General features: G+C 35.9%; 27 protein-coding genes. 9 read left to right on the top strand and 18 right to left on the bottom strand.

What is annotated here, in order from left to right:
- Positions 1–27: 27 nt before the first annotated feature.
- The 13 genes from IW16_RS13725 to atpB form a co-directional block, all read right to left on the bottom strand.
- Positions 28–1185 carry a class I SAM-dependent methyltransferase gene (locus tag IW16_RS13725; protein ID WP_034745143.1) on the bottom strand — a complete coding sequence of 386 codons (1158 nt, stop codon included), beginning with the start codon at positions 1183–1185 and terminating at the stop codon, positions 28–30.
- 110 nt (positions 1186–1295) lie between these two features.
- Positions 1296–1736, bottom strand: a complete 441-nt coding sequence (locus tag IW16_RS13730; protein WP_034745144.1) for a DinB family protein — start codon at positions 1734–1736, stop codon at positions 1296–1298.
- Complete coding sequence (locus IW16_RS13735; RefSeq protein ID WP_034745145.1) at positions 1736–2899, bottom strand: methylmalonyl-CoA mutase family protein; 1164 nt, start codon at positions 2897–2899, stop codon at positions 1736–1738. The genes IW16_RS13730 and IW16_RS13735 overlap by 1 nt, the downstream gene beginning before the upstream one ends.
- A gap of 120 nt (positions 2900–3019) precedes the next feature.
- Positions 3020–3376, bottom strand: coding sequence for an FtsB family cell division protein (locus IW16_RS13740; RefSeq protein ID WP_034745147.1), 357 nt, complete (start codon positions 3374–3376; stop codon positions 3020–3022).
- Position 3377: 1 nt separating this feature from the next.
- Complete coding sequence (udk, locus tag IW16_RS13745) at positions 3378–3992, bottom strand: uridine kinase (protein ID WP_034745149.1); 615 nt, start codon at positions 3990–3992, stop codon at positions 3378–3380.
- 269 nt (positions 3993–4261) lie between these two features.
- Complete coding sequence (locus IW16_RS13750) at positions 4262–4567, bottom strand: ATP-dependent Clp protease adaptor ClpS (RefSeq protein ID WP_034745151.1); 306 nt, start codon at positions 4565–4567, stop codon at positions 4262–4264.
- A 14-nt stretch (positions 4568–4581) separates the two neighbouring features.
- The gene (locus tag IW16_RS13755; protein ID WP_034745153.1) at positions 4582–5940 is read right to left on the bottom strand and encodes a hemolysin family protein; all 1359 of its coding nucleotides are present in this window, start codon (positions 5938–5940) and stop codon (positions 4582–4584) included.
- 263 nt (positions 5941–6203) lie between these two features.
- Positions 6204–7070 carry an ATP synthase F1 subunit gamma gene (atpG, locus tag IW16_RS13760; protein ID WP_034745155.1) on the bottom strand — a complete coding sequence of 289 codons (867 nt, stop codon included), beginning with the start codon at positions 7068–7070 and terminating at the stop codon, positions 6204–6206.
- Positions 7071–7143: 73 nt separating this feature from the next.
- Positions 7144–8721, bottom strand: a complete 1578-nt coding sequence (gene atpA, locus IW16_RS13765) for a F0F1 ATP synthase subunit alpha (RefSeq protein WP_034745157.1) — start codon at positions 8719–8721, stop codon at positions 7144–7146.
- Between the two features lie 18 nt (positions 8722–8739).
- Entirely contained in the window at positions 8740–9279 is a 540-nt protein-coding gene (gene atpH / locus IW16_RS13770) for an ATP synthase F1 subunit delta (protein ID WP_034745159.1), read from the bottom strand.
- A gap of 2 nt (positions 9280–9281) precedes the next feature.
- On the bottom strand, positions 9282–9779 hold the full coding sequence (locus tag IW16_RS13775) for a F0F1 ATP synthase subunit B (RefSeq protein ID WP_034745161.1): 498 nt from the start codon (positions 9777–9779) through the stop codon (positions 9282–9284).
- A gap of 86 nt (positions 9780–9865) precedes the next feature.
- A complete protein-coding gene (atpE, locus tag IW16_RS13780) occupies positions 9866–10060 on the bottom strand; it encodes an ATP synthase F0 subunit C (RefSeq protein WP_002979108.1) in 195 nt (64 codons plus the stop codon).
- Between the two features lie 47 nt (positions 10061–10107).
- The gene (gene atpB, locus IW16_RS13785) at positions 10108–11208 is read right to left on the bottom strand and encodes a F0F1 ATP synthase subunit A (protein ID WP_034745162.1); all 1101 of its coding nucleotides are present in this window, start codon (positions 11206–11208) and stop codon (positions 10108–10110) included.
- 621 nt (positions 11209–11829) lie between these two features.
- On the opposite strand from atpB, the gene ffh reads away from it, so the two are divergent.
- Positions 11830–13191, top strand: a complete 1362-nt coding sequence (ffh, locus tag IW16_RS13795) for a signal recognition particle protein (protein WP_034745166.1) — start codon at positions 11830–11832, stop codon at positions 13189–13191.
- A gap of 60 nt (positions 13192–13251) precedes the next feature.
- Here the strand turns inward: ffh and IW16_RS13800 are convergent, their stop codons facing one another.
- The 5 genes from IW16_RS13800 to IW16_RS13820 form a co-directional block, all read right to left on the bottom strand.
- Complete coding sequence (locus IW16_RS13800) at positions 13252–13908, bottom strand: porin family protein (protein ID WP_034745168.1); 657 nt, start codon at positions 13906–13908, stop codon at positions 13252–13254.
- A gap of 92 nt (positions 13909–14000) precedes the next feature.
- A complete protein-coding gene (locus IW16_RS13805; RefSeq protein ID WP_034745170.1) occupies positions 14001–14699 on the bottom strand; it encodes an outer membrane beta-barrel protein in 699 nt (232 codons plus the stop codon).
- Positions 14700–15158: 459 nt separating this feature from the next.
- Positions 15159–15656, bottom strand: coding sequence for a hypothetical protein (locus IW16_RS13810; RefSeq protein ID WP_034745172.1), 498 nt, complete (start codon positions 15654–15656; stop codon positions 15159–15161).
- A 145-nt stretch (positions 15657–15801) separates the two neighbouring features.
- Entirely contained in the window at positions 15802–16467 is a 666-nt protein-coding gene (locus IW16_RS13815) for a porin family protein (RefSeq protein WP_034745174.1), read from the bottom strand.
- 120 nt (positions 16468–16587) lie between these two features.
- Positions 16588–17544, bottom strand: coding sequence for a PhoH family protein (locus tag IW16_RS13820; protein ID WP_034745175.1), 957 nt, complete (start codon positions 17542–17544; stop codon positions 16588–16590).
- A gap of 139 nt (positions 17545–17683) precedes the next feature.
- On the opposite strand from IW16_RS13820, the gene IW16_RS13825 reads away from it, so the two are divergent.
- The 8 genes from IW16_RS13825 to rpsR all read left to right on the top strand — a co-directional run bounded on the left by IW16_RS13825 (position 17684) and on the right by rpsR (position 23518).
- A complete protein-coding gene (locus IW16_RS13825) occupies positions 17684–18511 on the top strand; it encodes an SAM hydrolase/SAM-dependent halogenase family protein (RefSeq protein ID WP_034745176.1) in 828 nt (275 codons plus the stop codon).
- A gap of 63 nt (positions 18512–18574) precedes the next feature.
- Positions 18575–19888, top strand: coding sequence for a dihydrolipoamide acetyltransferase family protein (locus IW16_RS13830; protein ID WP_034745178.1), 1314 nt, complete (start codon positions 18575–18577; stop codon positions 19886–19888).
- A gap of 31 nt (positions 19889–19919) precedes the next feature.
- Entirely contained in the window at positions 19920–20111 is a 192-nt protein-coding gene (locus tag IW16_RS13835) for a hypothetical protein (RefSeq protein ID WP_034745180.1), read from the top strand.
- Entirely contained in the window at positions 20108–20461 is a 354-nt protein-coding gene (locus IW16_RS13840; RefSeq protein WP_034745182.1) for a hypothetical protein, read from the top strand. The genes IW16_RS13835 and IW16_RS13840 overlap by 4 nt, the downstream gene beginning before the upstream one ends.
- A 178-nt stretch (positions 20462–20639) precedes the next feature.
- Positions 20640–21215, top strand: coding sequence for a hypothetical protein (locus tag IW16_RS13845; RefSeq protein ID WP_034745184.1), 576 nt, complete (start codon positions 20640–20642; stop codon positions 21213–21215).
- A 30-nt stretch (positions 21216–21245) separates the two neighbouring features.
- Positions 21246–22598: a chloride channel protein gene (locus IW16_RS13850; protein WP_034745186.1), complete on the top strand. Its 1353-nt coding sequence runs from the start codon at positions 21246–21248 to the stop codon at positions 22596–22598.
- 243 nt (positions 22599–22841) lie between these two features.
- The gene (gene rpsF, locus IW16_RS13855) at positions 22842–23183 is read left to right on the top strand and encodes a 30S ribosomal protein S6 (protein WP_034706729.1); all 342 of its coding nucleotides are present in this window, start codon (positions 22842–22844) and stop codon (positions 23181–23183) included.
- A 32-nt stretch (positions 23184–23215) separates the two neighbouring features.
- A complete protein-coding gene (gene rpsR / locus IW16_RS13860; RefSeq protein WP_034706728.1) occupies positions 23216–23518 on the top strand; it encodes a 30S ribosomal protein S18 in 303 nt (100 codons plus the stop codon).
- Positions 23519–23596: the final 78 nt, after the last annotated feature.

The raw sequence follows: 23596 nt of genomic DNA on the forward strand, positions 1-23596 counted from the left end.
GAAATCCTGCTTTTTGGGGCAACATTTTTATACTGATTTTAAAATAATTTTACCTTGTTTGGATTGTGTAAAAATAAGATAGGCTTCTCCGCCATCTTTCAGACTGTATTTCTTCTTGATATCTTCGGGTTTTAAAGGATAATTCTTAGAAATGATATTGAACTGCGCTTTCTTTTTAATCTGCTTAGAATCAACAGCCTCCATTTCTAAAATTCTCCCCGGAAAATCATCTGACTTTTGATCCGACGTATAAATATGGGTATTGGGATGAAGTTTTTTCAGCCCAAACCTTTGTGAAATCAAATTGAAAACGCCGGCTTTTAAAATAGCATTATTGGGAATATATATGAATTTTTCGGGCTCAGAATACAATGCTTGGCTATTTTCTTCTTCCCCAAATGCAAAATTAAAGGCAGATTCTCCGCTTTCAAGATTGATACAGTTCACCATAATTCTTTCTTTCGGTTCATTGGAAAGAAAAATAACGACTTCTTTCACATCATTTCTTACCGCTAATATTTCAATTCTGAAAATGCCCGGAACCACTGAAATCAAATATTTCAGATCAATCAGTGGAGAAAGTTTTATGACTACCTGATCTGCAATGGCAAGCAGTTTTTCCCTGATCTGAAGAATATCCGGTGAAAGGTCTTCCAACAGAAATACCTTATTTTTGTTCTGGTCTCTTCTCGCAGGATCCAGATAAACAACATCGAAATGTTCCTGATTGGTCTGTAAGAAATCTTCCAGATTTTGATTGATAAATGTTGCTTTTCGTTCTAAAATGCCCCAATTATGCTCCACAATGTTTAATAACTCCTGATTCTGTTCTACCAATATAACTTCCTCAAAATTTAGGGACAGGTAATAGGCATCAATTCCAAAACCGCTGGTAAGGTCGATCAATTTCTTTCCTTTAAGAATTTGGGATTTGTATTCTGCTGTTTTCTCTGACGATGTCTGTTCTAAATTAAGCTGTGGAGGAAAAACAATCCCTTCCGTCAGTAAAAAAGGAAACTTTTTGTGAGCAGTCTGCTTTCCTTTAATCTGCTGGACAATCTCCTGCATAGAAACCTCAGGGAAAGGAGATTTTTTCAATAAAAGCATATGCAGATCTGTATTGAGATTTACATTGATATAATCCTGAATTTCTTTGCTGTTTATTTTATTTCCCACAGATTCCATGGAATTTTCAAATTTTAAAACGGCTAATTTAAAAGTAATAAAATGCTTCGCAGTACATCTTAATACAGTCCGTTCTGATTTATTATTTGCAGTTGAAGAGTCTGCTATTTTTATCTTTTATAAAAAGTATAATCAGTTACTAAAGGATCAATCCCATTTTGCTTAAGCAGTGTATTAATCTGACCTCTGTGATAGGTTGAATGATTTATGGTATGGAATAACATTTCAAAAATACTGTTTTCAAACTTTGTTCCCTTTGAATTCTGATATTCTCTTCTTTGATCCAGATCAAAATTTTCAATGATATCAACGCTTGTCAGCAAGTTTTGATGGTTGATGTCATCAAGAGATTCAAAAGGATTGATTTGCCAGACTTCAAATGATTTTTCATACAATATTCGTGAATTCCAAATCTGATGGGCATTCAGGGTATGATTAATCAGACTGATTGTTTTTTCATCAGTTTTTGTCATGTTTTCAGAAATACATTTAATCATTTCTTTGTTGAAATGACAGGTATATTCAAAAAGGTCAATCAGTTTTTCTTTCATTATTCAAACATTTCAGCCCAACGTACAGCTTTTATTTCTTTTTCTTTGTATAGATCTGCTATTGATCTTTTAACCTCTAATTTGGGGTATAAATTGACGCCTATCAGCTTTATTTTTCCTTCTTCAACCCATTTCTGTTCCTGAACAGCCTGATCATAGATGTTTTTCTGAATAATCCCCTGCTTTATAAGTGCAAGGTAACCACCCGCTTCTTCTATCTCAACAAAGAGTGTCCATGCTTTTTCTGCAATCTGACGGGTAATGTCTTCTACATAATAACTGCCATTCGATGCATCTTCAAATACATTAATAATACTTTCGTAGGCCAGTACAATCTGCTGTTTAAAAGAAATTTCTTCAGAAATATCAGTACTCCTGTTCACCAGATAATTATTGCTGAAAACAGCATCTGCACCTGCAATCATCGCGGAAGCCAGCTCAAGAGTAGAGCGGATCAGGTTATTTTCATTATCTGCAATTGCTTTATTTCTTAAAGAAGTTTCAGCAAAAATATAAGGAATCTCATTCAAGCCATATTCTTTGGAAAGCTGGTTAAAGACTATTTTAAAAGCTCTCAGTTTCGCCATTTCAAAGAAATAATTTCCTCCTACTGCTATTCTGAAAATCAGTTTATTCAAAATTTCAGGTCCATATACTTCTATCAGTTCCTTTGCTTTCGCCAGAGCAAATCCTAATTGCTGATAAATTGCGGCCCCGGCATTCTGGTGAAGAGCAATATCGATACAGATATTTCTTTTGAAATCTTTTGATAAAAGCTCTTTTGCAAGCTGGTCGTCAATCGTCCCTTCATTTTCGTCAAAAACATCTATCAACGAAAAATATTGGTCTTCTTCCTGTGGGCTTATATGACCCGCAAGATCTTTATTATTAACAAACAGTGTTTTCTGCTCAAGGGTTTCTACATTATGATCCAAAATAAATGCAAATACATCTTCTTCCAGACTTTCATGATATGTCGCTACCAGATGGGTATTCTCTTCCACTTTCGGCAGATTAGCCAATGGTTTCTGAACCTCACTGTAAAAAGGTTTAACATCGATTCCTTCCAGATTTTCTTTCTTTAAAATGGAATAAATGTCTTCTGTTTTAAGCTGTTTTTTTACTAATTTTTCCCAGTTTGGAAGTATATCTGTATTGGACATTGGCTATTTGTTAATGGTCAGTGGTGAATGGTAAATCTTGCTCCGCAAGTCAATGGTAAATCAATAAAATTGACGTCTGGCCTATTCACTGCGAAGATAATCGACAGTTCATGTTTCAAATTATTTTTTGGCTGTATTGGCACTATCTACCACCAGGATAAAGATTTCTTCATCCGGTTTTTTCATGAAATAGTTCTCCCTTGCGTATTTTTCCTTTTCTTCTTTATTGTTCATCAGCTTTTTATAAAAGGTATCATTTTTTTCGTATTCCTTTTTATAATACTCCAGCTGGTCTTCATATCGGCTGATCTCGCCGTTCAGTTCATTAATTACAAGGAAAGAGGTTTTATCAAAGAAAATCATCCAGACCAGAAACATCCCAATCGTAATGGTGTACTTATTCAGAACATATTTCTGGATAATTTTGAATGTTTCAGACTTTGGCTGGATGTCTTTAATAAGTTTATTTTCTTCCATTTTAATGTTTTCTCAACGAATTTTTGATAACAGTAGTTAAAAAATCAATCGCTACGGAATTCTGTCTCATATTTGGAATGATCAAATCGGCTTCATTCTTCGATGGTTCTATGAATTCCTGATGCATTGGCTTCAGTGTGGTCTGATAACGGTGAAGAACTTCGCTCAGATCTCTTCCCCTCTCCTGGGTATCCCTCCTAATCCTCCTGATGAGTCTTTCGTCAGAATCTGCATGAACGAATACTTTTAAATCGAACTCTTTCAGTAATTCTTTATTCGTAAGGACCAGAATACCTTCTACTACCAATACATTCTTAGGTTCTACAGTGACATGGTCGCCTGTTCTGGAATGTGTTACAAAGCTGTAAATGGGCTGTTCAATGGGCTCATTGTTTTTTAAAGCTTTCACATGTTTTATCATTAAATCAAAATCTATCGACTTCGGATGATCATAGTTGAGCGCTTCTCTCTCGGTCAGTGTCAGATTCGGGTTGTCGTGATAATAATTATCCTGAGAAAGGATATTCATTCCTTCAATGTCAAGCTGTTGCAGTATTTTGTCAACAACTGTAGTTTTGCCGGATCCTGTACCTCCCGCAATTCCTATTACAAGCATTCTTTTTTTGTTTCTTTATAGTTGGTACAAATATACTATTTTAGATGAATGCAAGTAAAACAATCCCTGTAGAATTTAGTTTTAACACAAAAAAAACCGATGCCTTGACTGGCCGGATTTTTAAGATTTTCTATAATTAACTTCTTTTTATTTATTTACAGACTTAAAACAGCCTGTTTTAAACAACGTTTTATGGCACATACTAACTCTATATTATTTTTGATGAATATGTCTTAAATAAAAAAACTCTGCCAATGGCAGAGTTTTGTTTATACTATTTCGCTTGATAATTCTCTTGAAAGAAGTTTTTCGTGCATAGGCTTAAGAAGGTCCAGTGAACCCGTTTTTACCGTGCACTTCCCTTTATAATGCACCAGCATGGTACATTGTTCCGCCTGTTCCAGTGTATGCTTGCAAATTTCAATCAGACAGTCAATCACATAATCAAATGTGTGGATGTCATCATTATGAAGAACGAGTTTATATACTTCGTCCGTATCATCCAAAACCAGTACTTCTTCTTCATACTGCCGTTTTGGATCTTCGTAATCTTTTATGCTGTTATAAAAAATCATGTCTTTTTCTCTCTTTAAACTTCACCTAATTTATCTGCCAAATCACTAAGGACGTTGGGACCTTCATATACCAATTCCACGAGCTCTACACTCTTATTATTCATTTTCAGAATTTTGAAATGGTAGTTTTCCAGGTCAAATTCATCATTTTCTTCAGGAATATCTTCCAATTCATGCAGAATAAATCCTGCCAGTGAATTGTATTCACTTTCTTCAGAAAGAGGTAATTTTTTAGGCAAATGCTCATTAATCTCATCCAATGGCTGTGTAGCCTGAACCCAATAGATATTGTCACCTATTTTGTCTACCAGCTTATCTTCGTCATCCTCTTCATCCTGTATCTCTCCTACAAGCTCTTCCAAAATATCTTCTAAAGTAATAATACCTTCAGTTCCCCCAAATTCATCAATTACGATGGCAAGGTGCTGTTTCTTTTGCTGGAATATCTTCAGAAGGTCTGAAATCTTTTTGCTTCCCACGACGAAAAACGCATCACGCATCAGATCCTTAAGATCATCATGGTTAAGATCACCTTTCCTTTTGACATATTCCCTGATAATCTCTTTGGTATAAAAAATACCAATTACATTATCTATAGAGTCCAGATATACGGGAATACGTGAATAGCCACTATCCATGATCATATTGATGATTTCAGTGATATCTTCTTCAAAGTCAATGGAAGTGATATTCTGTCTTGGAACCATGATCTGCTTTGCGGAATGATCCGTGAAATCAAATGCATTTTTAATGATCTCGTAGTTCTCTTCTTCAATCTCACCACTGTCTGCACTCTGCTTTACAAGAAGCTGAAGTTCTTCGGTTGAGTGAATTTCCTGTTCAGAAGCCGGATGTATTTTTACTAATCTTAAAAAAGTATTTGACATCAGGTTCATCAACCAGATAAACGGCTTAAATATGGTATAAAAAACTCTCAATGGAACTGCAGTAGCCATTGTAGTTGCTTCAGATTTTCTGATGGCAATTGACTTTGGAATAAGTTCTCCAAATACAATGTGCATCACAGTAATTAAAACAAAACTGGTCACCACTGAAATAGTGGTGATTGTCGTTTGAGCCAATTCAACATTCAAGGAATGGAAAATACTCTCAACGACATGGTGAAGTGCACTTTCACCAACCCAACCCAATGCAAGAGATGCTAATGTAATACCAAGCTGCGTTGCAGACAGGTACTCATCAAGATGCTTGATAATGTGTTCCGCCTGTTTCGCCATGGAATTACCTTCGGCGGCTTTTAACTGGATTTGTGAATAACGAACTTTAACAATTGAAAATTCTGCGGCTACGAAAAAGCCATTTAGTAAAACAAGAAATAAGGCTAGCAAAAGCCTGACTATGTCCGAGTCCATTTAGAAGTTGTATAATATTTTAGTTTACAAAGATAGATAAAATAAAAATAACCTGCGTCCAGGATGACATATTTCGGCAGCCTAATTTTTTATGAAGGAATATTTGGAAGCATACTACCCTCTTTACACCCAAAGGACAACTTGCATTCTATTACCTTGATGATAAAAGCAACAGGACTTTAAGTACGGTTCTCAAGATGACTTTTAAACATAAAAAAAGCACCGACATTGTCGATGCTTTATGTGGATATTAAAATAATTCTTTATGAATTTTTCAAAGCTTCTGCTCCTGAAACGATCTCAAGGATTTCGTTTGTAATAGCAGCCTGTCTTGCTTTGTTATAGAAAATTACAAGATCATTCTTAAGCTCCTGTGCATTATCTGTAGCTTTATGCATTGCTGTCATTCTAGCTCCGTGCTCAGATGCTACTGAATCCAAAACAGCTTTGAAAACCTGAGTTTTAATAGCTTTAGGAATCAAATTATCTAAAATTTCATTTCTGTTTGGTTCAAAGATATAATCTGTTTCTACTTGGGTTTCTTCAACTTTTTCAGCCATAGAAATCGGAAGAAGCTGTTCAGCAGTTACTTCCTGAGTAGCAGCATTAACAAATTTATTATAGATCAAATAAACTTCGTCAAATTTACCTTCTTTGAAGCTGTTCATCACTCCTTCAGTAACGTGAGATACTGATTCAAAGTTTAAGTTATCAAAAACAGCACTTTCATTAGAATATACTGTACGTGTTTTTCTCACAGCGTCAAAAGCTTTTTTACCAATGGTAAGCACTTCAACTTCGTACTGAGATTTATCTCTAAACTGAATGTTAAGTTCTTTTACAATAGATGAGTTAAAAGCTCCTGCAAGACCTCTGTTTGAAGTAACAGCGATGAAAAGAATTCTCTTCACTTCTCTTTTTTGAGCATAAACAGAAATCTGATCAGGATCAGAGCTAGAATTTACATTCTGGATAATTTCCTGTAATTTTTCAGAGTAAGGTCTTAACATTACGATTGCATCCTGTGCTTTTTTAAGCTTCGCTGCCGAAACCATTTTCATAGCACGTGTGATTTGCATCGTAGATGAAATTGACGTAATTCTGCCTCGTATTTCTTTTAAGTTTGCCATTAATTTGGGTTCAAAGTTTATGGTCTAAAGTTTAAGGTTTAAAACGGATTCCAAACCTTAAACAATGAAGATTTTAGTTATATTTAGAAGCTAAATCGTTAGCTGCCTGCTTAAGAACGTTTGTAATATCGTTGTCGATTTTACCAGCTTTAATAGCCGCCATTGTATCAGGGTGCTTAGATCTTAAGAACTCGATATATTCTAATTGGAATTCTTTTACTTTCTTAATAGGAACGTTTCTCATTAAGTTTTCAGTACCAGCATAAATCATTGCTACCTGACTGTCTACAGGAAGCGGAGAGTTTACCGGCTGCTTAAGAAGTTCTACGTTTCTTTCTCCTTTAGAAATTACTGCTAAAGTTGAAGCATCCAAATCAGAACCGAACTTCGCGAACGCTTCCAATTCTTTATATTGAGCCTGGTCCAATTTAAGTGTACCAGATACTTTTTTCATTGATTTGATCTGAGCGTTACCTCCTACTCTTGATACAGAGATACCAACGTTGATCGCTGGACGAACTCCTGAGTTGAATAGATCAGACTCCAAGAAGATCTGTCCGTCAGTAATAGAGATTACGTTTGTTGGAATATATGCAGAAACGTCACCAGCCTGAGTTTCGATAATTGGAAGTGCAGTTAAAGAACCTCCTCCTTTTACGATTGGTCTTAAAGACTCAGGTAAATCGTTCATTTGGCTGGCAATTTTATCATCAGCGATTACTTTTGCAGCTCTTTCCAATAATCTTGAGTGAAGATAGAAAACGTCTCCAGGGTAAGCTTCACGTCCCGGTGGTCTTCTCAATAGTAGAGAAAGCTCACGGTATGCTACCGCTTGTTTAGATAAATCATCATAAACGATCAATGCCGGTCTACCAGAGTCTCTGAAGAACTCACCGATAGATGCTCCTGCCATTGCAGAATATACCTGCATTGGAACCGGATCAGATGCATTAGCCGCAACGATTACAGTATATGCTAAAGCTCCTTTATCAGAAAGGGTTTTAACGATTTGTGCTACAGTAGAAGCTTTCTGACCGATCGCAACATATATACAATATACAGGCTGACCTGCATCAAAAAATTCTCTCTGGTTGATGATCGTATCGATCGCAACAGTAGTTTTACCTGTCTGTCTGTCACCAATGATAAGCTCTCTCTGTCCTCTTCCTACAGGGATCATAGAGTCAATCGCAACGATACCTGTCTGTAAAGGTTCAGTTACCGGCTGTCTGAAGATAACTCCAGGAGCTTTTCTTTCCAATGGCATTTCGTAAAGTTCTCCTTCGATTGGTCCTTTACCATCGATAGGATTACCAAGAGTATCAACTACTCTACCTAACATACCTTCTCCTACTTTGATAGAAGAGATTCTGTTTGTTCTTCTTACTGTATCTCCTTCTTTCACTAATTTACTTTCACCAAGTAGAGCAACACCTACGTTGTCTTCTTCAAGGTTAAGTACAATACCTTCTACATCACTAGCAAATTTAACCAACTCACCGTACTGTACATTTTCTAACCCGTATACACGAGCAATACCATCACCGATGGTTAAAACTGTACCTACTTCCTCAACGTTAGATTGAGTGTCGAAGTTGGCCAACTGTTGTTTTAAGATCGCAGATACTTCTGCCGGATTTATTTCTGCCATTATATGGTTGTTTTTTTCTTAATTTAAATGAAAATCTTTTTTAATCTGACTCAATTTGGTTTTCACAGATGCATCGATCTGCTGATCACCTACTCTTAAAATGTAACCACCTAAAATATCAGGCTTCACGTTTACATTAAGATCAAAGTTAGAATCTGCTTTTACCAGATTGGTAGATCTTAAAATCTGATCAAGGTTCTCTTTAGAAAGCTGAGTCGCTGTAGTAAGAGTGATTCTCTGTACTCCGTTGATATCCTCAACTTTATTGATGAATTCCTGAGCAATATTTTTCAGCTGGTTTTCACGGCCATGCTTGATCACCAATCTGATCAGGTTCTGCGAAGAAACTGAAAAATCTTTAAAGATCTGGTCTGCTACCTCTATTTTCTTTTTTGCATCAATGTAAGGTGTAAGAAAGAACTTGTTCAAATCCACAGATTGAGACATGATCTTTACTACATCTTTCATTTCAGAAAATACAGCAGCTGTATGGCCTGCTTCATTCGTGAAGTCAAGCAATCCCTGTGCGTATCTTTTAGCTACTTTAGATGTAAGCATTCTTAGTTAAGGTTAGATTTGTTTAAATAATTTTGAACTAATTCGTTTTGAGCTTCGTTGTTATCCAACTTCTGCTTAAGGATAGATTCAGCGATGTTTACAGATAAAACACCGATTTGAGTTTTGATGTCTGCCATAGCAGCATTTTTCTCAGTTTGGATCGTCTGCTTAGCGGCTTCAATAATTTTGTCTCCTTCATTTTTAGCAGCATCCTTAGCCTCACCTACGATTCTATCTTTAATTTCTCTGGCTTCTTTAAGGATAGCATCTCTTTCGATCTTAGCTTCACGAATAATTCTTTCGTTATCCTCTTTTAAAGTCTCCATCTCTTTTCTTGCTAGTTTAGCTTGATTAAGAGCATCAACAATAGAAGTTTCTCTGTCATTGATCGATTTTAAAATAGGTTTCCAAGCAAATTTGCCTAACAAAAATAATAATGCTAGAAAAATAACAGACTGGATAATAAATAATCCTGATGAAAACTGGTGAATTAATTCCATTATATAAATGTATAAATAATTATTACTTTTTTTCTTAAATAACCATTACCTGTAACCAACCGTTACGGGTAATGGTTTGATTTTAATTAGTTTACTGCGAATAGAGCAGCAAACGCAACACCTTCAACAAGTGCAGCAGCGATAAGCATAGCTGTTTGGATTTTTCCAGATTGCTCAGGTTGTCTAGCGATAGCCTCAAGAGCAGCAGCTCCGATTTTACCAAGACCAATACCAACACCTAGTACTACGATACCAGCACCTACAATTTTAGGGATTTCCATAATATATAATTTTAAAAAATTTGTTTTACTTTAATTTATAATTCCAATTAGTGAGCAGCATGATGTTCGTGCTCGTGCTCCTGTACCGCCATTCCGATAAACAGAGCTGATAACATTGTAAAGATATAAGCCTGTAGAAATGCAACCAATACTTCCAATAAATAGATTACTAGTGTTAAGAACGGGAATGCAACACCAGCTGCGAAGTTCTTAAATACATAGATCAATCCGATCAAACTCATTACTACGATGTGTCCTGCAGTCATGTTAGCAAAAAGACGGATCATCAATGCGAAAGGCTTAGTAATAGTTCCTAACAATTCGATTGGCAACATGATCAGTTTCATTGGCACAGGTACTCCCGGCATCCAGAAGATGTGCTTCCAATAATCTTTATTAGCAGAGAATGTAGTGATTAAATAAGTAAGGATAGCAAGGAAAAACGTCAGGGTAATATTTCCCGTAACATTGATTCCGAAAGGCATCAATCCTAATACGTTAAGGAATAAGATAAAGAAGAATACGGTTAACAGATACCCCATAAATCTTTTGTATTTATGACCGATGTTCGGGATTGCTACTTCGTCTCTTACGAAAATGATTAACGGCTCTAAGAATCTTGCTGCTCCGGTAGGAACTACTGATTTCTTATAAGATTTAGCCATTCCAGCAAATAATACCAACATAAAGATTGATACTAATAAAAGAATAAGTACGCTTTTTGTAATAGATAGATCTAAAGGTCTCTCGTTAGTAGGAAAACCATCTTCACCAAGTGTTAAAGTTCCCGCTGCATCCGTTTTGAATATTTTCTCGTGGTGCAGTTTATAATAAGAACCATCTACTTCAGTTGTTTCACCGTGCATAAACCCTTCTTTACTGTTGCTCATAAAAGCATGGAATCCGTTGTCATAGAAAATAACCGGAAGAGGGAAACCGATGTGGTGACCGTCTTTGTCTACCATCAATGTGAAGTCGTGAGCATCCAACAAGTGATGATCGATGAACTCTTTGTTTTCTTTACTTGCTTTGTCTTTTTCCGAAAGCTCTTGTGCAGGAGCTGTTCCAGCAGCAGCCTCGCCGTGCTGTGCAGACACTAAATTTAATACAAAAATACTGTAGAATAAAACTGCGAATTTCTTAAACATTGATAGGTTTTTTTCGTTGTGCAAAAATATAATATTTTTTCTATTTTCAATAAATAATTTTACTGTTTTTTGTCATGATTAATCAGCTTAATCGCATAGTATGTAAGTAGCGTCGTCAGGACAAAATAAGGTATTATAAAATGAAATTTATACCCTGGAATCACTTCAAAGTTCAATTTCTTCCTAATTAAGTACATTAAACCGAATTTTAAAAGGATCAGACCAATCACAGACAGTCCTAAAAATTCAGGTGCTACTCTATTAATTAAAACAATCATTGTAATCATCAGCATAAACATTACACTTAAAAAAAGATAAAATTTAACAATAATAATCTCATCTAAGTGAAAAACAAATTTCCAAAGGGAAAAATGAATCAGAAATGTTAAAAAGAATAATACCGTTACCAGGATATTAGGATTTAATTTCATTATAAACTTATTTTCAACCTCTATAAATAGGAAGGTTTATTTTAACTGATCGCAAAAATAGACTTTTTCTATCGTATTTTCATACGATTTGATTTTTATCATTTTTTCTATATATATAATATTACGTCCCCGAACACTTTGGATATGCTAAAAATTCCTTATTTTTGCAAACCTATAATTTACAATAAATATGTTTAATAGTTTACAGGATAAATTAGATAAGGCTCTACATAATATTTCCGGACGCGGAAAGATCACCGAAATCAACGTAGCGGAAACCGTAAAGGAAATCCGTAGAGCGCTGGTAGATGCCGATGTTAACTATAAAGTTGCAAAAGATCTTACAAAAAGAGTTCAGGATAAAGCTTTAGGACAGAATGTTCTTACCTCCCTTACCCCTGGACAGTTAATGACGAAAATCGTTCATGACGAATTAGTCGACCTGATGGGAGGTTCTCAGGAAGGAATCAATCTTTCAGGAAAGCCTACTGTGATCCTTATTGCAGGTCTTCAGGGTTCAGGTAAAACCACCTTCTCAGGGAAACTGGCTCATTTTTTAAAGACAAAAAGAACTAAAAAACCTTTATTGGTTGCCTGTGACGTTTACCGTCCGGCAGCGATTGACCAGCTTAAGGTATTGGGTGGACAGATCGGAGTTCCGGTATTTACAGAGGAAGGTTCCACCAACCCTTCTACTATTGCTGAAAATGCCATCGCTTTTGCAAAAGCAAACGGCCATGATGTGGTAATCGTTGATACAGCAGGACGTCTTGCCATTGACGAGCAGATGATGAACGAAATCAAATCGGTACATTACTTCATCAAGCCTCAGGAGACTTTGTTTGTAGTGGACTCTATGACAGGTCAGGATGCTGTAAATACAGCCAAAGCATTCAACGACGCACTGAACTTTGACGGTGTTGTTCTAACGAAGTTAGATGGTGATACACGAGGGGGTGCTGCTTTAACCATCCGTTCTGTAGTGGAAAAGCCAATCAAATTCATCTCTACCGGTGAGAAAATGGAAGCTTTAGATCTTTTCTATCCGGAAAGAATGGCAGACAGGATCTTAGGAATGGGTGACGTGGTTTCCTTAGTAGAAAGAGCTCAGGAGCAGTTTGATGAAGAAGAAGCCAAAAAACTACACAAAAAGATCGCTAAAAATGAATTTGGTTTTGATGACTTCCTGAAGCAGATCAACCAGATCAAGAAAATGGGTAATATGAAAGACCTTATGGGAATGATTCCCGGGGTTGGAAAAGCAATCAAGGATGTTGAGATCAGTGATGATGCTTTCAAACATATTGAAGCGATCATCTACTCTATGACTCCTGACGAAAGAAGAAGACCTTCTATTATTAACTCTCAGAGAAAGCAAAGAATTGCAAAAGGTGCAGGAAGAAAAATTGAAGATGTGAATCAGCTTATGAAGCAGTTTGAACAGATGGGTAAAATGATGAAGATGATGCAGGGACCTCAGGGAAAACAGATGATGCAGATGATGAGCAAAATGCCGAATATGCCGGGTATGGGCGGAATGATGGGAAAATAACAGTGTTTAAACCCCACAAGACATAAAAAAACTCTCAGAAATTCTGAGAGTTTTTTGTTTTTATTTAAACTTGTATCCTAATCCGAGCTGGAAGAAGTTCATCTTCATTTTCTCGTCATTTACAGGATCTTTAATCATATTAGTCAGTCCAAAACTGTAACGTGCATCTACGAACAATCCTTTGTACACATTATAATCAGCACCAAAGAAAAGTCCAAAATCTGTAGATTTTAAATTATCATTGAAAGCTTTTTCAAGATATTCTTCTCCTGCATTGACCCCCTGTGGATTAGATGCTGCTCCACTCACCTTCATTTTTACAGTCGTATTGGCTTTAAAACTCATATAAGGACCTGCATAAATGCCCAACTCCGGAGTTGCATAATATCTTGCCGATACAGGAATTACAATTCTGTTGAAATTAAATTTTTCAGTCACCGTAATACCACCAGGCAATGAAACTTCTGCTTTTCCTCCTAAGTTCGCATATTGTACTTCGCCCTGAACAGCAAACTTACTATTCAATTTATGTTCCACCAAAGCTCCTACATAAAACCCGGATTTTGATTTCAACTTACCTTCAATTCCTCCCAATTGAAGATCACCCTCATTAGAGTTTAGTTTTGATGATGCATAACCTGCTTTTACTCCAAAGGTTGTCTGCGCATTCATTCCTGTAAATAAAGCAAGAGCGGATGCTAATAAGATTTTTTTCATGATTATTATTTATTCTAAAATTTAATTTTTAAAGATAAAAAAAGCCCCAAAATAAATTTCAGGGCTTCTGTATTGTCTTAAATGTTTTCTAATTATTTAGAAAAAACATATTTAACACCGATAGTAACTGAAGATAAGTTCAATCCGAAATTGTAGTTATCAACACTTTTAGCACCATCTGTGTTATATTTAAAGTTGTTGTAACCGAATTCACCGATAGTAGCTTCGATAGTCCAGTTTTTGTTTAAGAAATAATCTAAACCTGGCTTAACAGCAACACCGATAGAAGTAGATTTTGCTTTATCAATACTAGTAGAAGTTGTAGTAGTTGTAGTTGCTGGAACACCTGTAGAAGAAGATACAGTTGTAGTAGTTTCAACTTTATCTTTACCGCTACCAAATTCCATAGGAACTGATAACTGACCGAAGATATACAATTTATCACTTAAAGTCCAGTATTTTCTAACGAAAGGCTCAACTACGATAGCGTTGTTGATATCTTTTGTTGTTCCTACTGTTGCAGTTGTGATGTTACCGAAAGTGTTAGTAGTGTTTACTTCAGTTGTTGTTTTTGCGTTTTTGTAACCAACACCTACACCTACAGCAAGGTTAGTGTTTACAAAATATCCTACTGTTGGAATGATATTGATTTCAGATACTTTTTTATCTGTATTGTTGTTGCTTTCCTGAGAAAATCCTAACTGACCTGATACATATACAGTACCTTTAGCAATTTGAGCATTTGATAGACCGAAAAGTGCAATTGCACCAGCTAATACTAATTTTTTCATTTTATAATAATTTTAATACTTTCTGAGGGCAAATTTACAGTGGGTCCGGCTAATATTAAAATTTGTTAACGTGATTAATATCATTGCCTATTTTTAGTGATTTCCTAAATTAAAACGTATTAATAGTAATGTTTTGTTTTTTTCACAATATTTGGAATAAAAAAACTATAATTGTTCAATGGGATCGAAATATACTTACTCTTTTGAATTTATCATTTTCTTATAAATTCTTTATTATTTATAATTATCAACAGCGAAAAACAGTATAAAACGTTAATATTTAAGGCTTTAGTCTTAAAGTGAAGCAAATATTTATAAATTAAGATAAATTTTCTATCTGTCAATCATCAAATGGATTGATTTATCTGAAATACCTAATCATATCAGATATTCATTCGTATTCAAATAAAAAACTCCAGCTCTAAAGCCGGAGTTTGATATTGTATTCTTAATATATCCTTATTTAAGGAAGAAGTTGTAGCCTATATTAACGGCACCTACGTTCCAGCTGGAAGTATACCATCCATAATCACGTCTGTTGCTGATCGTCTGGTATCCTAAATACAGTTCACCTTTAGCCATCTGGTATCCAAATTTAGGCTGTGCGTAGAAACCTCCGTCTACTCCATCTTTTACAGAAATTCCGTATCCAAGATCCAGACCTACAAAGATAGGAGCTCCTGAAAATTTGTATTTTCCTGAAACTGCTACAGGAATAAATCCGAAATCGTCAAAATTATCCTTTCCGAAGAAATGAGAATATCCTGTTGTAACCCCAAGGTCTAGTCCTTTTGTAATATTCCACATATAGGCAGCATCTACTCCTAATGTAAATGAAGATGCATCACCGGCATCACCCACCGGAATACCGATGTGACCTCCCAGCTTAAACCCTTCCTGCGCGTGTGCCGCACCACCTAACAGCGCGAAAGCACCTAGTAAAAATAGCTTTTTCATTATTTAAATAGTTTAATTGATACCACAAAATTAATAATTATTTTCATTATTAACATAAAGTTAACGATACACATTCGTAAAAACAATAAAAAAGCGGGACAAAATTCTTGTCCCGCTTTATATCTTTAATGAAGTTCCAATGGAACTAGTTTCCTCCGAATTTAAAACCAACACCAACCTGTAAAAAGCTGTTCGTTGTTTTCTCTCCATCAATAGGGTTTTTAGCTAAATTAGAAACTCCCATATTGTATCTGGCATCAAAGAACAATCCGTTTTCCAACATATATTCAGCTCCAAGGAAAGGCGCAATGTTCAGTTTATTCGTTTGATCCTTAATATCTGTTTCGTCATTACCTTCAAGTTCAAATCCAGGGATTATTCCTCCTAAACCTAAATCAGTAACAGTTTTAGATTTTGCAGTAAGAATATATCCAAAACTTGCACCTGCAGAAACTGATAATCCTTCTGTAATAAAATATTTAGCAGAAACAGGAACCATTAATGTTCCAAAAATCATTTTATTCTGAATTTTGAAATAGTCATTATCCTGATCCTTTACACTTTTGGAAACTTTACCTCCTAATTGAGAGTATAAAATTTCTCCCTGCAAACCAAACTTATCGCTGATCTTATATTCAACCAAACCTCCTACATAAAAAGTATGGGAAGGATCTGTTGTTTCAGAATTTTTTCCGTTTTTGAATTTTAAAGTTGAAAGTGAGTAACCAGCCTTCGCTCCGAATCTAACTTCCTGAGCAGTCAAATTAGCACTTACTACTGCCGCTACTGCAACAAGTAAAAGTTTTTTCATTGTATTAGTTTTTTTAATTAATCTGCCGCAAAACTAATACTATTTTTGGAATTAACAACTTTTAACAAAAAAAACTCATCGTATTACAGGTTGCATTATACTGTATAGGCAAATGAAAATTTAATCTTTCAGTCTTTTATCTTCTTCATTGTATGCTAAAATGATCTTTTTCACTACCGGATGTCTTACCACATCTTCTTCTGTAAGATGTACAAAACCGATTTCTTTCACGTCTTTCAAAATTCTCATCGCCTCCTTTAGTCCCGACTGTTGTTTCGGTGGTAAATCGATCTGGGTTGGATCCCCTGTGATGATGAACTTTGCATTCATCCCCATTCTGGTCAGGAACATTTTCATTTGTGCATGGGTGGTGTTCTGTGCTTCATCAAGAATTACAAAAGCATCGTCAAGGGTACGTCCTCTCATAAAAGCTAGAGGAGCGACTTCAATGACTTTCTTCTCCATAAACCCCTCCAGTTTTTCGTGAGGGATCATATCTCTCAATGCATCATATAACGGCTGTAAATACGGATCCAGCTTTTCTTTAAGATCTCCAGGCAGAAAACCAAGACTTTCTCCAGCTTCTACAGCAGGTCTTGTAAGGACGATTCTTTTCACTTCCTTATCTCTCAAAGCTCTCGCTGCCAGGGCTACACTGGTGTATGTTTTCCCCGTTCCTGCAGGACCAATGGCAAACACCATATCCTTTTTCTCGGTTTCTTTTACCAGTTTCTTAAGATTCGTGGTTTTGGCTTTGATCACCTTACCATTCACTCCCTTCACAATAATATCCTGATCGAAAATCAAGTGCTTCTCGTTCTCATCCTTTATATTCAGGACGTTTTCAACGTCTTTCAGGCTAATAGAATTGTTTTTAGAGATAAATTTTATAATATCATCCAGTTTGAGTTTAAATATATCTAAAGCCTCCTGATTACCCATTGCGAAGATAAAATGATCCCGTCCTGTGATCTTAAGCGTAGGGAAGCTTGATTTTAATAAGTTGAAATATTGGTTATTAACGCCATAGAAGGTCTTTACATCGACATCTTCCAAATCGTATGTTAATTCGAACATGCAGTATTTTTATTTGTTTAGATCTTAAAATTAAAGCTTTTTTTCAAATTTATATCAATTCTTTTCCACAATCTTTTGGGGCTTTGTTTTTATTTTAAATAACTTTGCAGTAAACACTATTTATTCTACACAAAGATTCATGTCAATTATTACCCTTACTTCGGATTTCGGAAATTTAGATTACAGAGTTGCCGCTGTGAAAGGCAAAGTTCTTTCTCTAAATTCTGAGGTTAATATTATTGATATAACCCACGATATCCCGGCATTTAACCTTATCCAGACATCATATATCGTCCGGAATGCTTATAAATATTTCCCCAAAGGGACTATTCACATTCTGTCTGTTGACAGTTTTTATCACAAATCAAGAAAAAATATCCTGTACAAAGCTGATGGTTATTATTTTCTGGCAGCAGATAACGGGCTTTTAGGTCTTATATTTTCTGACATTAAACCCGAAGCGATCTACGAAATTACACTGAACAGCCGTTTTGATGATGTCGTAAATTTTACTTCTACGGATGTTTTTGTTCCTGTTGCCGTACATTTAGCCAATGGTGGTCTTCCGGAGGTAATTGGACGGAAAATAGATTCGGCTAAAGAACTTCTTTTCCCAAAACCTGTATTCAATGAATCTGAAAAGATGATCATTGGAGAAGTTACATATATTGATAATTTCGGAAATATAATCTCAAATATCAGTAAAGACTTTTTTGAAAGTACAGGTAAAGGCAATGAAGGTTTCACGATAAAATTTAGAAATTTAACACTTTCAAGAGTCTTTTCAAGTCATACGGAAGTCGTTTCAGACTGGGAAAGGGAAACAGAATTCCATGGACAGTCGGCAGCGATCTTCAATGACAGTCAGCTTTTGGAGCTTACGATCTACAAAGGGAGTAAAAAAAACGGGGCTAAAAGCCTGTTTGGGCTCAATGTAGGCGAGAATATTTATGTTGAATTCGTCTAAGATTATATATTTCATAAAAAAACCGATTTTTTTTATATATTTGTCAAAATCTAAAAATTAAAAATGGCAGAATACAAATTATTGCTTCCTTCCATGGGAGAAGGTGTTATGGAAGCGACAATTATCACTTGGTTATTCAATGAAGGTGATAATGTAAAAGAGGATGATTCCGTAGTTGAAATTGCAACAGATAAGGTAGATTCAGACGTTCCGACACCAGTTTCGGGGAAAATTGTAAAAATCCTGAAACAAAAGGACGAAGTTGCTAAAGTTGGCGAGGCCATTGCCATTTTAGAAATTGAAGGAGAAGGCGGAAATACAGCTTCAGAGGAAGTGAAAACAGAAACGCCGGCATCTGCTCCGGACACTGAAACTTTAAAAACTATTGAAGAGCCGTTACAGGCTGCAGCGAATGTAGAATTTTCAGGAGATCTTTATCTGTCTCCGCTTGTAAAATCTATCGCACAGCAGGAAAACATCTCTGAATCTGAGTTGAAGACCATTAAAGGAAGTGGCTTAGAAGGTAGAATTACAAAAGAAGATATATTAGCATACGTTTCCAACAGAGGAAACCAACCGGTTCAACAGGCAGCTCCAGTACAGGAAGCAGCTCCGGCAGCAGTAAAAACTCCAGTTTCAGCACCTGTCTCTACAGTTTCTACAGCAGCAGGCGATGAGATCATTCCTATGGACAGAATGAGAAAAATCATTGCTGAGAACATGGTAAAAGCAAAACACATTGCTCCACACGTTACTTCTTTCATCGAAACAGACGTTACCAACGTTGTAAAATGGAGAAACAAGCATAAAGATATTTTCGAAAAACGTGAAGGTGAAAAACTGACTTTCATGCCGATTTTCGTAAAAGCTATCGTAAAAGCAATTCAGGATTTCCCAATGATCAATGTTTCTATCAGTGGTGAAAACATCATTAAGAAGAAAAATATCAACATTGGTATGGCCACTGCTTTACCAGACGGAAACCTTATCGTTCCTGTTATTAAAAATGCGGACCAATTATCACTTTCAGGTTTGGCAAAAGCGATCAACGATCTTGCCTACAGAGCTAGAAACAAAAAATTAAGACCTGAAGACACCCAAGGTGCTACTTATACGATTTCTAACGTAGGAAGTTTTGGAAACCTAATGGGTACTCCTATTATTCCTCAACCGCAGGTAGCTATTTTGGCAATTGGAGCAATTGTAAAAAAACCAGCCGTACTTGAAACCAAAGATGGTGATGTGATTGCAATCCGTCAGCTGATGTTTATGTCTCACTCTTATGACCACAGAGTGGTAGACGGATCTTTAGGCGGAATGATGCTTAAGCACGTTCACGATTATCTTCAGAACTGGGATCTGAACACAGAAATATAAAATAACATAAACCAATACTCTAAATAAGAACATGAAAAACGCAACATTAATTGCCATGATTTCAGTAGGAACTATTATCCTTATTGATCTTGTACAAATTATAGCCAGTTTTTTTGAGTTTTACTCCATGAGCTTATTTAGAGTATTTGGTATTTTAAACCTGATTGCTTTTGTTGGGGTATTGCAGTTTTTTGTAAAACTATACAATAAGCAAAAGGAATGAACTCTGAACTGAGAGAGCTGTTTGAGATCAAGCGGGAAGACGAACAGAAAAAAACGGGGCCACCGGCTGATCAAAACGCTGCAAGTCATATTTTAATACGTCTCACTGTGATGATCATCGGAACACTCGCTTTTGCTATTGTAATCAATGACGCAAAAGGCTGGGATGGATTGGCATTGCTAATGCTTATGGCAGTTTTTCACGCAGTTTGGCTTCTTTTTATTATCGTAGAGGCAGTGATTCTACAGAACAAGAAAAAGTTCACGCTAAGGAATATCAATCTTATTTTTATTTTAGTTCTGTTATTAATTTATGGTATCGGTGGTATTTTTCTTTTTGGATTTGCCTGACCCTTATAATACATACAATATAAAGCTTCCTTTTGGGAAGCTTTTTTATTTTGACATCAATTTACTTCGCTTTTTTTGTATTGAATAAACAGCTACCCTTTTCACTCACTGTAATTTTTGTTGTTGGAATTCTGATGAAATAATTTTACCTTTAAAAAACAGACTATACTATATATCAATGGAACTGGATTTCAGAAAACTACATTCTGCTAAACTATTTGACTTCTCTAAAGGGGAAGAAGAATTAATCATGGAAGACTCTCCCTATGATAAGTTCAAAACTGACGACGAGAACCCTTTGATCAGTCCAAAAATATGCTATTACATAATGGACAGGGATGAACAGTTTTCTTTCTATCTTTTTATAGTAAGCAAAAAAGGAACAACGGCAAAGGGAGCGCGTACAACCAGTGAGTATGACAGCCTGCAGATCTGGGGACTCAAAATATTAAATGAAAATTTTGGCTTTATCTCCATCAATAAAAAGAAGCTGGCCGATAAAATAGCAGGAATTTTCAACAGTTTTAATATTAATTTTAATCAGGACTCAGGCTTTAAAGATTTCTACGTTTTGGGAAGTGACCCATACAAAACGTTAGCATTTTTAACCTCCAACAGAAAAAAGGCAATTAAAGAAATTCCAGATGATGACTTCAGTCTAACGGTTAAAAATGACCTGCTAAGCTTTGGCCTGCCTAAAGATCTTTCTGTAAACAACGCCTTGATAACAGCTGCCTTTTTAAAAGAAATCTAATCTCAACTCTACATTCTATAAAACAAACACATGCTGAAATTACTCTCCCTCCTCCGAAAAGGCGTTAAAAAGTCTTTTGACAATATCCGGAACGAACAGCTGAAAAACAATCTTCTTCAGGCTATTCCCTTTTGGATAGGTTCTGTGATTACCGGCTTTTTTGCCGTGATGTATGCTAAGGTATTTGCATGGGGAGAACATCTGCTGCATTTCATAATGAACTGGCATGCCTGGATGATCTTTATTATTGCTCCGATTGGCTTTGTCCTTTCCTGGTGGCTGGTCAAAGAATTCGCTCCGAATGCTAAAGGAAGTGGTATTCCGCAGGTTATGGCAGCTGTAGAGCTTGCCAATCCAAAGGAACATACAAAGATCAGAAGTCTTTTAAGCCTTAAGATTATTGTTTTCAAAATTCTTTCATCCGTTGTTCTCGTTATAGGCGGCGGTGCTGTAGGACGGGAAGGTCCAACAATTCAGATTGCAGGTTCAGTGTTCAGAAAAGTTAACGAATATCTTCCCCACTGGTGGCCGAAAATATCAAAGAAAAACATGATCATGACGGGCGCAGCAGCAGGTCTTGCTGCGGCATTTAATACTCCTCTGGGAGGTATTGTATTCGCTGTTGAGGAACTGTCAAAAACACATATTAACTATTTCAAGACTGCTTTATTTACAGCGGTAATCATTGCCGGTTTGACGGCTCAGACCTTAGCAGGATCTTATTTATATCTCGGATATCCCAAAACACATGATGTTTCTTTACTGGTAATGTTTCCTATTATTCTCGTGGCGGGAACTTCGGGGATTATGGCCAGTCAGCTCTCTGTAACCATGCTTAAGATGAATGAATGGAAAAAAAGAAACCTTAAAACCAACAAAGCCAATGTTATTTTTCTGGTGATCTGTGCATTGTTTATCGCTTCCATAGCCTATTTTATCAACAGAGAAATTCTTGGATCAGGAAAGGAAATTATGGAACGGGTTCTCTTTACCAAGGATAAGCACGAAGAATGGTATGTTCCCATCCTCAGAATGCTTGGTCCTGCCCTTTCTTTTACGTCAGGAGGTGCAGGCGGAATTTTCGCTCCTGCTCTGAGTGCCGGTGCCAGCATAGGGTCCGTGATCTCAGGAGCTATCCATTTAACGCCTAACGAAACCAATGTGGTTATTCTCGCAGGAATGGTAGCATTTCTTACCGGAATTACAAGAGCCCCGTTTACTTCTGCTATCATTGTACTGGAAATGACGGACAGGCACTCTTTGATTTTTCACTTGATGCTGGCAGGAATGGTATCATCTATTGCTTCTATTCTGGTAAGCAGACATTCTCTATATGATGTGATCAAAGTGAATTTTTTGAAGGAAATCAGAGAAAAGGATTAGATCTACTTTGTTTCCTTTAGTTAATGATTGCTCTGCTGCTCGTTTTCAGCTGTTCGTTTTTTAAAGTATTTTGATAAAAATGACCAATCAAAAAATGCTTCTTCAGCCTTCAACTTTAAATTAACAACTTTAAATTCAAAAACATCCGCTTATAACTGCCAACTATTTCATACAACTATTGTATATTACAAATATATTCTATAATTTTGCACCTCGAAATAATTAACAAATTCATTTAACATTATGAACAATTACGAAACTGTTTTCATTTTAACTCCCGTTCTATCTGATGCTCAGGTAGAGGAAGCAGTGAAAAAATTTGAAGATCTTTTAAAAGAAAAGAACTGTGAAATCGTTGCCAAAGAAAACTGGGGATTAAAAAAACTAGCTTATCCAATTCAATTAAAAAAGAACGGATTCTACACTTTAATCGAGTTTAAAGGTGAAGGTACTGTAGTAGCTGATTTAGAATTAGCATTCAAACGTGACGAAAGAGTAATCCGTTACCTTACTACAAAACTTGACAAGCACGCTGTTGAGTATGCTGTAACTAGAAGAACTAAAATCAAAGCGGCTAGAGCTTAATTATTAACCCTATTTTTTAAAAAAGACAAGACATGGCAATAGACGAAATGGCTAAACAAGCCTCTGCTGGAGGAGAATCTGAAGTAAAATTCCTTACTCCACTTGATATCAATACAAAATCTGAAAAGAAATATTGTAGATTCAAAAAATACGGAATTAAGCACGTTGACTACAAAGATGCTGATTTCTTACTACAGTTTGTAAACGAGCAAGGTAAGATCTTACCAAGAAGATACACTGGAACTTCTTTAAAATACCAAAGAAAAGTTTCTGCTGCTATCAAAAGAGCAAGACACCTTTCTTTACTACCTTACGTAGCTGACTTATTGAAATAAGACAAAAAAATAAATAAGAGAAGAGGCTTGCCTCTTCTTTTGTTGCTGAATAAATAATTAATTCTAACGATTTTTAGA

Origin of the sequence: Chryseobacterium vrystaatense (assembly GCF_000737765.1) — a bacterium.
GTDB classification, from domain to species: Bacteria; Bacteroidota; Bacteroidia; order Flavobacteriales; family Weeksellaceae; genus Chryseobacterium; species Chryseobacterium vrystaatense.